This window comes from Terrabacter tumescens (genome assembly GCF_014646815.1).
In the GTDB taxonomy this organism is placed as follows: domain Bacteria; phylum Actinomycetota; class Actinomycetes; order Actinomycetales; family Dermatophilaceae; genus Terrabacter; species Terrabacter tumescens.
In genome coordinates this window covers 255741-268783 of record NZ_BMNZ01000003.1, presented here as the reverse complement: position 1 = coordinate 268783, position 13043 = coordinate 255741, and the positions used below count along the sequence as shown (strand labels likewise).

At 71.4% G+C, this 13043-nt stretch carries 15 protein-coding genes; 7 read left to right on the top strand and 8 right to left on the bottom strand.

Annotated features, from left to right (window positions below):
* Window positions 1-89: 89 nt before the first annotated feature.
* Window positions 90-1136, top strand: coding sequence for an NAD(P)-dependent alcohol dehydrogenase (locus IEY30_RS08615; RefSeq protein WP_030194575.1), 1047 nt, complete (start codon window positions 90-92; stop codon window positions 1134-1136).
* Window positions 1137-1218: 82 nt separating this feature from the next.
* On the opposite strand, the gene IEY30_RS08610 is transcribed toward IEY30_RS08615, so the two are convergent.
* The 3 genes from IEY30_RS08610 to IEY30_RS08600 form a co-directional block, all read right to left on the bottom strand.
* Window positions 1219-1827 (bottom strand): pyridoxamine 5'-phosphate oxidase family protein, encoded by a 609-nt coding sequence (locus tag IEY30_RS08610; RefSeq protein WP_081920349.1) that lies wholly within the window; start codon window positions 1825-1827, stop codon window positions 1219-1221.
* Between the two features lie 297 nt (window positions 1828-2124).
* Window positions 2125-3954, bottom strand: a complete 1830-nt coding sequence (locus tag IEY30_RS08605) for a DEAD/DEAH box helicase (protein WP_043416094.1) — start codon at window positions 3952-3954, stop codon at window positions 2125-2127.
* Between the two features lie 44 nt (window positions 3955-3998).
* Complete coding sequence (locus IEY30_RS08600) at window positions 3999-4442, bottom strand: hypothetical protein (RefSeq protein WP_188960118.1); 444 nt, start codon at window positions 4440-4442, stop codon at window positions 3999-4001.
* On the opposite strand from IEY30_RS08600, the gene IEY30_RS08595 reads away from it, so the two are divergent.
* Window positions 4329-4958, top strand: a complete 630-nt coding sequence (locus IEY30_RS08595) for a ferritin-like fold-containing protein (protein WP_156035166.1) — start codon at window positions 4329-4331, stop codon at window positions 4956-4958. The genes IEY30_RS08600 and IEY30_RS08595 overlap by 114 nt on opposite strands.
* A 79-nt stretch (window positions 4959-5037) precedes the next feature.
* Here the strand turns inward: IEY30_RS08595 and IEY30_RS08590 are convergent, their stop codons facing one another.
* From IEY30_RS08590 to IEY30_RS08575, 4 genes are all read right to left on the bottom strand, one after another.
* Window positions 5038-5301 carry a GlsB/YeaQ/YmgE family stress response membrane protein gene (locus IEY30_RS08590; RefSeq protein WP_030194587.1) on the bottom strand — a complete coding sequence of 88 codons (264 nt, stop codon included), beginning with the start codon at window positions 5299-5301 and terminating at the stop codon, window positions 5038-5040.
* Window positions 5302-5488: 187 nt separating this feature from the next.
* Window positions 5489-5761, bottom strand: coding sequence for a GlsB/YeaQ/YmgE family stress response membrane protein (locus IEY30_RS08585; protein ID WP_030194590.1), 273 nt, complete (start codon window positions 5759-5761; stop codon window positions 5489-5491).
* 232 nt (window positions 5762-5993) lie between these two features.
* Complete coding sequence (locus tag IEY30_RS08580; protein ID WP_030194592.1) at window positions 5994-6215, bottom strand: DUF3107 domain-containing protein; 222 nt, start codon at window positions 6213-6215, stop codon at window positions 5994-5996.
* A 56-nt stretch (window positions 6216-6271) separates the two neighbouring features.
* On the bottom strand, window positions 6272-6973 hold the full coding sequence (locus IEY30_RS08575) for a TetR/AcrR family transcriptional regulator (RefSeq protein WP_030194595.1): 702 nt from the start codon (window positions 6971-6973) through the stop codon (window positions 6272-6274).
* A 111-nt stretch (window positions 6974-7084) separates the two neighbouring features.
* Here IEY30_RS08575 and moeB point away from each other — a divergent pair, with 111 nt between their 5' ends.
* The 4 genes from moeB (at window position 7085) to katG (ending at window position 11800) form a co-directional block, all read left to right on the top strand.
* A complete protein-coding gene (gene moeB / locus IEY30_RS08570) occupies window positions 7085-8263 on the top strand; it encodes a molybdopterin-synthase adenylyltransferase MoeB (protein ID WP_030194598.1) in 1179 nt (392 codons plus the stop codon).
* 10 nt (window positions 8264-8273) lie between these two features.
* Window positions 8274-9008, top strand: a complete 735-nt coding sequence (locus IEY30_RS08565; protein ID WP_081920350.1) for an MGMT family protein — start codon at window positions 8274-8276, stop codon at window positions 9006-9008.
* 100 nt (window positions 9009-9108) lie between these two features.
* Window positions 9109-9537, top strand: a complete 429-nt coding sequence (locus IEY30_RS08560) for a Fur family transcriptional regulator (protein ID WP_030194606.1) — start codon at window positions 9109-9111, stop codon at window positions 9535-9537.
* A gap of 79 nt (window positions 9538-9616) precedes the next feature.
* Window positions 9617-11800, top strand: coding sequence for a catalase/peroxidase HPI (gene katG, locus IEY30_RS08555; protein WP_229674938.1), 2184 nt, complete (start codon window positions 9617-9619; stop codon window positions 11798-11800).
* A gap of 78 nt (window positions 11801-11878) precedes the next feature.
* On the opposite strand, the gene IEY30_RS08550 is transcribed toward katG, so the two are convergent.
* Window positions 11879-12025, bottom strand: coding sequence for a hypothetical protein (locus IEY30_RS08550; RefSeq protein WP_156035118.1), 147 nt, complete (start codon window positions 12023-12025; stop codon window positions 11879-11881).
* A 459-nt stretch (window positions 12026-12484) separates the two neighbouring features.
* Between IEY30_RS08550 and IEY30_RS08545 the strand changes: the two genes are divergently transcribed.
* Entirely contained in the window at window positions 12485-13003 is a 519-nt protein-coding gene (locus tag IEY30_RS08545; RefSeq protein WP_030194610.1) for an NUDIX domain-containing protein, read from the top strand.
* Window positions 13004-13043: the final 40 nt, after the last annotated feature.

The following is a 13043-nucleotide window of genomic DNA, read 5'->3' as shown; positions in this document are numbered from 1 at the left end:
TTCGCCGGGACGGGCCGGCGGGGAATGAATGGTGGTGAGGCTGCGCTGCACCTGAGAGCGTCGCCAACCACCACGAAGGAGACACCCTCTTGATTTCCACCCCCGCCCTGGTCGCCCCGAGCGCCGGAGCCGCCTTCGAGGCCCGGACCGTCGAGCACCGCGACCTGCGTGACGACGACGTCCTCATCGACATCAAGTTCGCCGGCATCTGCCACAGCGACATCCACCAGGTCCGCGAGGAGTGGGGCAGCGCGCACTTCCCCATGGTCCCCGGGCACGAGATCGCCGGCATCGTGTCGGCCGTCGGTGACGGCGTCACGAAATACAAGGTCGGCGACCGCGTCGGCGTCGGCTGCATGGTCGACTCCTGCGGCGAGTGCGAGTTCTGCAAGGACGGCGAGGAGCAGTTCTGCTCCAAGGGCGCCGTCATGACCTACAACGGCAAGGGCTACGACGGCGAGCCGACCAAGGGCGGCTACGCCCAGCAGGTCGTCGTCTCCGAGCGCTTCGCGGTCGGCATCCCCGACGGCATCGAGCTCGACGTCGCTGCCCCGCTGCTCTGCGCCGGCATCACCGTGTGGTCGCCGCTCAAGCGCTGGGGCGCCGGCCCCGGAAAGAAGGTCGCCGTCATCGGCCTCGGCGGTCTCGGCCACATGGCCGTCAAGCTCGCCGCCGCCATGGGCGCCGAGGTCAGCGTGCTGAGCCGCAGCGACGCCAAGAAGGACGACGGCCTCGCGCTCGGCGCGACGGCCTACCACGCCACCGGTGACGAGGGTGTGCTGAAGAGCCTCAAGGGCACCTTCGACATCATCATCAACACCGTCAGCGCGGACCTGCCCATGCAGACCTACATCGGTCTGCTGCGCCCGCTCGGCGTCATCGCCAACGTCGGCCTGCCCGCCGGCAACTACGACTTCGCGCCCGGCGCCGTCGTCGGCGGCAGCCGCGTCGTGGCCGGCTCGAACATCGGCGGCATCCCCGCCACGGCCGAGATGCTCGCCTTCTGCGCCGAGCACGGCATCGGGGCGACGATCGAGAAGATCTCGGCCGACGAGGTCGACGCCGCCTACGACCGTGTCGTCGCCGGCGACGTGCGCTACCGCTTCGTCATCGACACCGCGACGATCAACGCCTGATCAACGTCCGACGTGCGCCCGACGAGGGCGTATGCGTGCGGCCGGGTCCTTCGGGGCCCGGCCGTTCGCCTGTCCGCGCCCTTCAGACGTGGCGTCGGACTGCGTCTCGGGGGTTGCGTCGGGTTGCGTCGGGGGTCGTGTTGGAGGTTGCGTCGAGGGCCGGGAGGCCGTCGATCGACGCGGCGTTCTTCGTCGCGCGGTAGGTCGCCAGCCCCTCGTCGCCACGGTTGTCGGCCCACCGGGTCAGCAGGTCCCGGTCGCCGTCGTGCGTCATCAGCGGGACGGCATACCCGCACGAGTCGGAGACGCGCTCGACGTCGACCACCACGACTCCCCGGGCGCCGGGGATGTCAGGGAAAAGCCTTCGGTAGGAGTCGAACTCGCTGTCCTGTAGGCCGACGTAGCGACCCTTCCCGTGCAGCCGGACGATGTTGGGCGCGCCCTCGAAGGCGCAGAACATGACGGTGATGCGGCCGTTCTCCCGCAGGTGGGCCACCGTCTCGGAGCCGCTCCCGGTGAGGTCGAGGTAGGCCACTGTCCGCTCGTCCAGCACGACGAAGGAGCCGTCCAGGCCCTTCGGGGAGACGTTGACGTGCCCGTCGCGCGAGAGGGGCGCGGTCGCCACGAAGAAGAGGTGCTGCCTCTCGATGAACGCGCGCAACCGACCGTCGATCGACTCGTGCAGCTTCACACCACCCACGCTCCTCGGCTCGGTCCGGGACGACCGGATCCAGCGTAGGAGTCTCCGCGCCCGGATGCCGCGACGAGACCACTGGCCGGACCCGGTGGGCGGCCCGCAGGTCGGGAGCTCGCTCTGGCCGCCTGGCTCTACCGCCGTGTCGTGGCGCCGGATGGTGCTCGGACCTGCCAGGACGTGCAAAGCCCGGGTCGGACGGCACCCTGAGGTGCTGCCCGACCCGGGCCCTCGCGTGTGCCGGGCGTGTGCCCGGCGGCCGTTCGGTGAGAGCTCAGGACGAGCTCTCGGTCGTCACTCCGGGGCGGTAGCGGTGGCCGCCGGGGCGGCCTCGCCACGACCGCCGCCACCGCGGCGACGACGACGCGGCGGGCGCGAGCCGCCCTCGCCCGCGTTGGCGGAGTCACCGCCTGCAGGAGCGGACTCCTCGCCCCCGGTGGCACCCGCGGCACCGGCGGCCGCAGCCCCGGCACCACGCGTACGACGTCGGTTGCGGCTGCGGCGCGGACGGCTCTCGCCGCTCTCGGACGAGGGGCCCGACTCGCTCGAGTGCCCCGAGTCGCTCGACTCGGCTGCCGCGTCGGTGTCGTCGCGACGGGCGCGCGAGCGCCCACGGTCGCCACCACGCTCACCGCGCTCACCCCGACCACCACGGTCGCCCCGCTCACCACGGCCCGAGCCGGCGCCCGACTTGCCGTGGCGCTTGCCGGTCTCGCCGAGGTCCTCGATCTCCTCGGCACCGAGGCCGGCGAGCTTCTGCTGAGAGCGGCGCAGGCGGCCCTTGGCGTCGGTGGGGATGTCGAGGTCGGTGAAGAGGTGATCGGAGCTGGAGTAGGTCTCCTGCGGCTCGGGGATGCCGAGGTCGAGCGTCTTGTTGATGAGTGCCCAGCGGTGCAGGTCGTCCCAGTCGACGAAGGTGACCGCGACACCGGTGTTGCCGGCGCGGGCCGTGCGGCCGATGCGGTGCAAGTAGGTCTTCTCGTCCTCGGGGCACTGGTAGTTGATGACGTGCGTGACGTTCTCGACGTCGATGCCGCGGGCCGCGACGTCGGTCGCGACGAGGATGTCGACCTTCCCGTTGCGGAAGGCGCGCAGCGCCTGCTCGCGTGCGCCCTGGCCGAGGTCGCCGTGGATGGCGGCAGCCGCGAAGCCACGCTCGACGAGCTCGTCGGCGACCTTGGCGGCGGTGCGCTTGGTCCGGCTGAAGATGATCGTCAGGCCGCGGCCGTTGGCCTGGAGCATGCGCGAGAGCATCTCGACCTTGTCCATGGCGTGCGCGCGGTAGACGAACTGCTCGACGGCCTTGACCGTGTGGGCGTTCTCGTTCTCGTCGCCCATGGCGCGGATGTGCGTCGGCTGGGACATGTAGCGCCGCGCGAGGGCCACGATGGCACCGGGCATGGTCGCGGAGAAGAGCATCGTCTGGCGCGACGCGGGCGTCAGCGACATCAGGGTCTCGACGTCGGGCAGGAAGCCGAGGTCGAGCATCTCGTCGGCCTCGTCGAGCACGACGGTGCGGGCCTGGGACAGGTCGAGGTGACCCTGCTTGGCCAGGTCGATGAGGCGACCCGGCGTGCCGACGACGACCTCGACACCCGCCTTGAGGGCCTCGATCTGGGGCTCGTAGGCGCGGCCGCCGTAGACGGTGAGCACGCGCACGCCGCGCTTGCGCCCGGCCCGCTCGAGGTCGCTCGCGACCTGGACGGCGAGCTCGCGCGTCGGGGCGACGGCGAGGGCCTGCGGCTTGCCGGGGCGAGCCTGCGCGTCGAAACCGTCGTCGCCGCGGGCGAGGACGCGGTTGAGGATCGGCACGCCGAACCCCAGGGTCTTGCCCGTGCCGGTCTTGGCCTGGCCGATGATGTCGTGGCCGGCGAGGGCCACAGGCAGCGTCATGGCCTGGATGGGGAAGGGGTGGACGATCCCGTGCTCGGCCAGCGACTCGACGATGTCGGGGTGGACGTCGAAGTCCGCGAAGGTGAGCTCGACGGCCGGCTCTACGGCGGTCTCTGCGACGGGCTGGGCGGCGGTCTCCGCGACGGGCTGGGCGGCGGTCTCCGCGACGGCGGCCTCGGGCGCGTCCGTGGTGACCCCCGCGTCGGCGGGGATCTCGTGGGGCTGGGTCATGGGCATCTCTCGATCGGCACGAGCACCCCGGCGTTCGCGGGAGCTCAGTGGCGCGTGACGGGCCGATCGGAGACTGTCAGTGACGGTGAGTGGTTCTCGCACGAGGTGATCACCGTGCGGGCTCCACCGGTGCGCGGAGAGTCCGCGAGCACCATCTGGGCAAACCATCGGGCCGACCGGGCACCGAGTTGTCCGGCCCAGTCTACCGGCATGCGGGCGGAACGCCCGAACTCCTTCACTAGATTGGACGAGGTAGATAGGACGCGACGCCCGAGAACCCCGAGAACCCCGAAAACCGCGAGACCGGCGAGGACGCCGGGCAGGGCGTCGAGGAGCAGGACGGCGAGCCCGGCTACCTCGCGGCCGTCACCGACCTGCTCGGGGCGCTGGCGTACGGCGAGCTGCGCGCCTTCAGCCAGCTGGCCAAGGACGCCGAGCTGGCGCCGACGCTCCGCCACAAGTCGGCGCTCGCCGGACTGGCCGCCCACGAGCTGCGCAACTACTCCGTGCTGACCGAGCGGCTCCAGTCCCTCGGGGTCGAGCCGGAGACGGCGATGGAGCCCTTCGTCCCCGCCGTCGACGCCTTCCACGAGCGCACGAGCGCCTCCGACTGGCTCGAGGGCCTGGTCAAGGCCTACGTCGGCGAGGGAATCGCGCAGGACTTCTACCGGGAGATCTCCCGCTACGTCGACGAGGACACCCGCTCGCTCGTCGTCAGCGTGCTCGAGGACACCGGCCAGGCCGAGTTCGCCGTCATGGTCGTCCGCGAGGCGATCGCGCAGGACCCGCGCCTCGCGGGCCGCCTCGCGCTGTGGGGTCGTCGTCTCGTCGGCGAGGCGATCACCCAGGCGCAGCGCGTCGGCGTCGAGCGCGACGCCCTCGCCAGCATCCTCGTCGGGGCGCCGGGCCGGGCCGGCGCCGACCTCGCCGAGCTCGGGCGGATGTTCGCGCGCCTGACCGACGAGCACTCCCGGCGCATGTCGAGCCTCGGCCTGTCGGCCTGAGCGGGCGTATGCCGCCCTGTCCCCGGGGACGACGAAGGGCCCGACCGTGTGGTCGGGCCCTTCGGATGTGGGGCGTCGGTCAGACCGACTTGTGGCTCATGCGGCCGTACAGCACGATGATGATGGCGGCTACGACGGCACCGAGGATCAGCGGGATCCAGGCGATGCCAGAGTTGTTGGAGTAGCCGAGCTGGCGCACGACGAACGTGACGATGACGTTGGCGACGATGCCGATGAGGATCGTCACGACGATCGAGATGTTCTGCTTGCCCGGCAGGATGAGCCGTCCGAGGGCGCCGATGATGGCGCCGACGATGATGGCTCCGATGATGGTGCTGACCATGTGTCACAGCTCCTTCTGGTCACGAGGTGACCGCTTGGTCCGCGAGGCGTGCGGACGACGTGCAACGAGTTCAATGTCCCACCGGTTGGGGCGGGAGTGGTGGATGTGACGGGTGCCATTTCCACGGGATTCCGCCCAGCGAGGGACGAAGGGGACGCGAGCCCTCGTCGGGCGCGCGTCCGGGGGATCAGCGCGTCTGGCGGTTGCCGGTGATCATGCCGTAGCCGACGATGAGCGCGGCCGCGACGACGACGCCGATGAGGCCGGAGATCCAGTCGATCCCCTTGGTGTCACTGACGCCGGTGGCCTTGTAGTAGATGAACGCGCCGATGAGTGAGCCGATGGCGCCGAGGACGACGGTGAGCAGGACACTCATGTGCTGCTTGCCGGGCAGCACCAGACGGGCGAGCGGTCCCACGATCGCACCCGCGACGAGGGCGGCAAGGATGGTTCCGATCATGTCTTCGCTTCCTCCTTCGAGCCCGCAGTGCGGGCGGCGACGACCCGGCGGACCCGGCTCGTTCCTCCACCCTGTACCCGCCTGACGCCCGTCAGCCACATCCGAGCGCGGCCGGGCACGAAGAAGGCCGCCGACCCGAGCGGGTCGACGGCCTCCGCCACTGCGTCGGTCTCACGTCGTCACCGGGAGGTGGTCACGTGATCCCTTGCAGGACAGCTCTTCTCGTATGCGTTCAGTGGGCGCCGAAGCCGACGCCGGCCTTGCGCTCGGCACCCGTCGTCACGTAGCCGATCGAGACGGACGGCACGATGACGCGCCCGCCCTTGTCGTCGACCAGCTCGAGGACGTCTGACCCGAGCGCTGCCTTGACGGCGGCGTGGATCTCGTCGGACGACTGCGTCGTCTCGAAGGTGATCTCGCGCGCCACGTTCTGCACGCCGATGCGGACCTCCACGTCAAACCTGCTTTCTCAGTTCTGGTGGACGCGGTCGACCGCGTCCTGTCGTCACCTTAACCAGCGGGCGTGCCGACCGATTCCCTGGCCGCCCCACCGGGCCTGTCGCCCTCGGCCGACGTCTCGGTCCGGCCCTCGCCGCGCCCGACGAGGGGGAAGGCCCCGAAGCCGCGACGGATCAGCGCTGCGGTGATGCGCACGGCTGTCTCCTTGGACAGCGTCGCCTCGTGGGTCAGCCAGTGGCGGGCCGAGGTCTGGGCGAGACCGACGAAGGCGACGCCGACGAGCACCGCCTCCTCCTGGTCCATCGAGGTCTCGCTGCGGATGATCTCGGCCATCGCCTCGGCGCACGTGAGGTCGATCTGGTCGAGGCGCTTGCGCACCTCCGGCTCGTTGGCGAGGTCGGACTCGAAGATGAGGCGGAAGGCCGCCCCCTCCTGGCCGACGAAGTCGAAGTAGGCCCGCGTCATCGTGTTGATGCGCGCCTTGTTGTCCGAGAGGGCGAGGGCGTCGCGGACGAGCTGCTCGAGCTCTCCGGTGTGCTGGTCGATGAGCGCGAGGTAGAGCTCGAGCTTGCCCGGGAAGTGCTGGTAGAGCACGGGTTTGGAGACCCCGGCCCGCGCGGCGATGTCGTCCATCGCGGCGGCGTGGTAGCCGTTCTCGACGAACACGCCGAGCGCCGCGTCGAGCAGCTGGGCGCGCCGCTCGGATCGGGGCAGCCGCTGGCCGCGGCCCGGCGGTGTGGTCTCGTCAGCCATGCGGGTCCTCTTCGGGTCTGGGCGCGTCGATCGTCCGGTCGGTGGGGGCCGTGCCGTCCGCCCCCGCAGACGACCGTGTCGTCTCACCATACCGAGCAGTACGGTGAGGACATGTCGACGGATCCGCTGGTCAAGACGGGTCGGGCCCTCAGCGCGGCCGAGACGACGAGGTACGCCCGCCACGTCCTGCTGCCCGACGTCGGACGTGACGGACAGGAACGGCTGGGCGCCGCGCGGGTGCTCGTCGTCGGTGCCGGCGGGCTCGGCTCGCCCGCCCTGCTCTACCTCGCCGCCGCCGGGGTGGGCACCATCGGTGTCGTCGACGCCGACGTCGTCGACCTGACCAACCTGCACCGGCAGGTCATCCACAGCGACGCCGACATCGGTCGGCCCAAGACCGAGTCGGCCGAGGCGGCGGTGCACCGCGTCAACCCGCACGTCACCGTCGAGCGCCACGACGTCGCCCTCGACTCCTCGAACGCCCTCGAGATCATCGGCGGCTACGACCTCGTCGTCGACGGCACCGACAACTTCCCGACCCGCTACCTCGTCAACGACGCCTGCGTCATGCTCGGCAAGCCGCACGTGTGGGGATCCATCCTGCGCTTCGACGGGCAGGTCTCGGTGTGGTGGGCCGGCCACGGGCCGTGCTACCGCTGTGTCTTCCCCGAGCCGCCGCCGCCCGGTTCGGTGCCGAGCTGCGCCGAGGGCGGGGTGCTCGGAGTCCTGTGTGCGGCCATCGGGTCGGTCCAGTCCACCGAGGCGATCAAGCTGCTCCTCGGCATCGGGGAGCCGCTGACCGGTCGTCTGCTGATCCATGACGCGCTGCGTCAGAGCTGGGACACCCTGACGGTCCGCGCCGACCCCGACTGCCCGGTGTGCGGGGCCGACCCCACCGTCACCGAGCTCATCGACTACGTCGAGTTCTGCGGCGTGCCCGGCGCTGCGGCGGGCGACGAGGGCGACCTGCCGACGGTCACCGTCCACGAGATGGCCGAAGAGCTCGCGGCTGCCGAGCCGCCGCTGCTCGTGGACGTCCGAGGCGCCGAGGAGCGCGCGATCGCCAGCATCCCCGGAGCCGTCGCCATCCACCTCGATGCGTTCCGCTCCGGCGAGGCCTTCGACGAGCTACCCACGGACAGAAGGGTGCTCATCCACTGCAAGGTCGGTGGACGGTCGGCCGAGGCGACGCGCCTGGCGCTGCGCGCGGGGCTCACGGACGTCGCGAACGTCGAGGGCGGCATACTCGCCTACCTCCGGGAGATCGACCCGAGCCAGCCCGAGTACTGAGAGGACGCCCGTGCCGCTGGAGGACCACGCCGAGCGTGTGCTCGACCTCGTCGCGACGATCCCCGAGGGGCGGGTGCTCGCCTACGGCGACATCGCCAAGCGGCTCGGGGGCATGGGCCCACGCACGGTCGGGACGGTCATGAGCCGCTACGGCTCCGACGTGCCGTGGTGGCGGGTCATCCGCTCCGACGGGAGGCCGCCGCAGGGCCTCGAGGACGACGCGCTCGAGCGATGGCGCGCCGAGGGCACGCCCCTGGTGGGCGGCCTCGTCGACGGCAGCCGCGCCGACATGGCCCGGGCGAGGTGGGACTTCGGGGGAGAGGTCGCCGGGACGGACGGCGCCGGGGTGCGGCGGAGGCGGGGCGGCCTGCACCACGTGGAGATCTGGGTCGAGGACATCACCGCCGCCGCGCGTGAGTGGGGCTGGCTGCTGGACCGGCTCGGCTACCACCTCGGCGACGACTGGGGCCACGGGCAGGCCTGGGAGCTCGGCTCGCTCTACGTGGTCGTCGAGTCGGGTCCCGACGTCGAGGGTGGTCGACACGAGCGGAAGCGTGCGGGAGTGAACCACCTTGCCTTCCACGGGGGTTCGCGTGCCGAGGTCGACGCCGTCGTCGCGGACTGCGAGTCGGGTGGCTGGAGCCTGATGTTCGCCGACCGGCACCCGCATGCCGGCGGCCCGCAGCACTACGCCGCCTACCTCGAGAGCGGCGAGGGCTTCGAGGTCGAGCTGGTCGCCGGGTAGGCGGTGGACTGCCTGGCTTCGCCTGCGACCGTCATCGACAGGCCCGCGCGGCAGGAAGTCAAGACTTGATTTGTTCCAGAAAGCGGGACAGACTCGAAGCATGTCCGGGGCCGATGTCGAGGAGCAGCTGCGCGAGTCGGGGCTCCGGGTCACCCGCCAGCGGGTCGCCGTCCTCACCGTGCTGCACGACCACCCGCACACCGACACCGACACCGTCATCCGGCAGGTCCGCGAGGTCGCCGGCGACGTGTCGCACCAGGCCGTCTACGACGCCCTGCGCGCCCTGACCGAGGCGGGCCTCGTGCGCCGCATCCAGCCGACGGGCTCCGTCGCCCGCTACGAGGTGCGCGTCGGCGACAACCACCACCACGTCGTATGCCGTTCGTGCGCCGCGATCGCGGACGTCGACTGTGCCGTCGGCGAGGCTCCCTGCCTCACCCCGTCCGACAGCCACGGCTACCTCATCGACCAGGCCGAGGTGACGTACTGGGGACTGTGTCCCGAGTGCGCCGCTGCGGCCGCCTCCTGAATTGCCCACCCGAAGAAGAGAAGGACGTCCCGTGTCTGAGCAGCAGCACACCGCCAAGCCTGACGCCGAAGTCGGCGAGATGAACGAGCCGGAGGCCGCCAAGTGCCCCGTGGCCCACGACCGGGCGACGCGTCCGGGTGGCACGAGCAACGAGGAGTGGTGGCCGAACCGCCTCAACCTCAAGGTGCTCGCCAAGAACCCCGCCGTCGCCAACCCGCTCGGTGACGACTTCGACTACGCCGCGGCCTTCAACAGCCTCGACCTCGCGGCCGTCAAGGCCGACATCGCGGCCGTGCTCACCGACTCGCAGGACTGGTGGCCCGCGGACTTCGGCCACTACGGCCCCTTCATGATCCGCATGGCGTGGCACAGTGCGGGCACCTACCGCGTGCACGACGGGCGCGGCGGCGCCGGCGCCGGTCAGCAGCGCTTCGCCCCCCTCAACTCCTGGCCCGACAACGGCAACCTGGACAAGGCCCGCCGCCTGCTGTGGCCGGTCAAGAAGAAGTACGGCCAGAAGCTCTCGTGGGCCGACCTCATCGTCCTGACCGGCAACGTCGCCCTCGAGTCGATGGGCTTCGAGACGTTCGGCTTCGGCGGCGGACGCGCGGACGTCTGGGAGCCGGACGACGACGTCTACTGGGGCTCGGAGGCCGAGTGGCTGGGCGACGAGCGCTACACGGGCGACCGGGACCTCGAGAGCCCTCTCGCGGCGGTCCAGATGGGCCTCATCTACGTCAACCCCGAAGGCCCCAACGGCAACCCCGACCCGCTCTCCTCGGCTCGCGACATCCGCGAGACGTTCGGCCGCATGGCGATGAACGACGAGGAGACCGTGGCCCTCATCGCCGGTGGCCACACCTTCGGCAAGACCCACGGCGCCGCCGACCCGCTGAAGTACGTCGGCTCGGAGCCCGAGGGCGCCCCGCTCGAGGAGCAGGGCTTGGGCTGGAAGCAGTCCTTCGGCACGGGCAAGCTCCAGGACGCCATCACCTCTGGCCTCGAGGTGACGTGGACCCCGACCCCGACGCAGTGGGACAACACGTTCTTCGACGTGCTCTTCGGCCACGAGTGGGAGCTGTCCCACAGCCCGGCCGGGGCCAACCAGTGGGTGGCCAAGGACGCCGAGGCGACCATCCCGGCCCCGAACGCGGGCGGCGAGAAGCGACTCCCCACGATGCTGACGACCGACCTGGCACTTCGCGTCGACCCGGCATACGAGAAGATCTCGCGACGCTTCCACGAGAACCCTGCCGAGTTCGCCGACGCCTTCGCCCGGGCGTGGTTCAAGCTGACCCACCGCGACATGGGTCCGGTCCAGCGCTACCTCGGCCCCGAGGTGCCGCAGGAGGAGCTGCTCTGGCAGGACCCGCTGCCGGCCGCGACCGGCCAGCCGGTCGGCGCCGACGACGTCGCGACGCTCAAGCAGGCCATCGCCGACTCCGACCTGACCGTCACCCAGCTCGTCAAGGCGGCGTGGGCGTCCGCGTCGACGTTCCGCAGCAGCGACAAGCGCGGCGGCGCCAACGGTGCCCGCGTGCGCCTCGAGCCGCAGAGCGGCTGGGACGTCAACGACCCCGCCGAGCTGGCCGCGACCCTGCGCACCCTCGAGGGCATCCAGGCCGACTTCAACGGCCGCGGCGGCGCCACCGTGTCGCTCGCCGACCTCATCGTCCTCGGCGGCAACGTCGCGATCGAGCAGGCTGCTGCCGCAGGCGGATTCACGGTCGAGGTGCCCTTCCGTGCCGGCCGTGTCGACGCCTCGCAGGAGCAGACCGACGTCGAGTCGTTCAGCTACCTCGAGCCCAGGCACGACGGCTTCCGCAACTATGTCGGCAAGCCGGGCCGCGTGCCCGCCGAGTACCTCCTCGTCGACCGCGCCAACCTGCTCGGCCTCTCGGCCCCGCAGATGACGGTCCTCGTCGGCGGCCTGCGCGTCCTCGGCGCCAACACCGGCGGCTCGACGACGGGAGTGCTCACCGACCGTGTCGGCACCCTGAGCAACGACTTCTTCGTCAACCTGCTCGAGCTCGGCACGACGTGGACCGCGGCCGACGAGGGCGCCGACACGTTCACCGCGACCAACGCCGCGGGCGAGCAGACGTGGACCGGCAGCCGCGTCGACCTGCTCTTCGGCTCCAACTCCGAGCTGCGCGCCCTCGCCGAGGTCTACGCCAGCGACGACGCCGCCGAGAAGTTCGTCCACGACTTCGTCGCGGCCTGGACCCAGGTGATGGAGGCCGACCGCTTCGACGTGAGGTGATCGGCTGACCTGCTCAGCGGGGCCCGGGATGGCGTATGCCGTCCCGGGCCCGTCGCGTGCCCGCGCAGGCCGTGGACGTCAGCTCTGCGCGGCGGCCGTGCGCCAGGCGGGAGAGAGGGCGAGCTCCTGCAGCGTCTCGAACGCCCATGGCTCCGTGGGGGATTCGGGCCCGGCGTCGGCGTACCTGTTGATGGTGACGACGAGCCCGTCGGACCGGAAGGCCACAGGACCCGGACGAGCTCGTACGGCTCGTCGTCCTCGCCGGTCCGCACCTCCTCCAGCCAGGCGACGATGCTGCCGTCGGGCGCGAGCGCGCACGTCACCGGGGCGGCGAACCCCTCCTCGTCGCACGACGTCGGGAGTCCGTCGCCGTGCCAGAGCGCGAACATGTCGCGAGACTCGGCGGTCTGGACGAGGACGTCCACGACGTCCGAGACTTCGCCGCCCGGCACCGTCGTCGATGCGTACCTCGTGTGCCGGTCGCAGGGCTGCCCGCGGAGCCCGGGACTCAACGCGGTGATGACCTCGTCGACGACGCGAGTGACGTTGCTGTTCACGGTGGCCATCCTGACGGGACGGCTCGGTGGCGGACAAGGAGCGACCTGCAGGAGGACCGCGGGGATGCGGAGTGCGCGTGGCCGCGTCCGGGTTGCGACCCGGTCACCGGCGCCCGATCATCGCTCCATGGACGAACCGGCCGCCACGACGAGGCGCAGGCATGCCGTGCGGGCGGTCATCCTGGCCGATGACGACAGCGTCCTGCTCTGCCGCTTCGGCTCCCCGCACCCGGCGGTGCCGCCGGGTGCGACCGTCGTGTGGGCGGCCCCAGGCGGCGGCATCGAGCCGGGAGAGCTGCCGCTCGAGGCGCTGCGGCGGGAGCTGCACGAAGAGACCGGCCTTCGCGTCGACCTCGACCCGGTCCACGTCTGGCACCAGGAGGTCGCCCTCCCGGCGCGGGTGGACGGCTACGACCGGCTGGTCAACGACTATTTCCTGGTGCGCACCGAGCGCTTCGACCCGCGCGGCGCGCTGACCGACGACGACCTCGCCGCCGAGCACGTCACTGCGATGCGGTGGTGGCGGCACGCCGACATCGCCGACTACGACGGGAGCGACCTCTTCTCACCGCGGGACCTCGCGACGCCGCTGGCGGCGCTGATCGCCGGCGACGTCCCGGGCACGCCGGTGGCGCTGGGCCTCTGACCACCCCGGGACCTGGGGCGCACGTCGGCCGGGCGGCGGC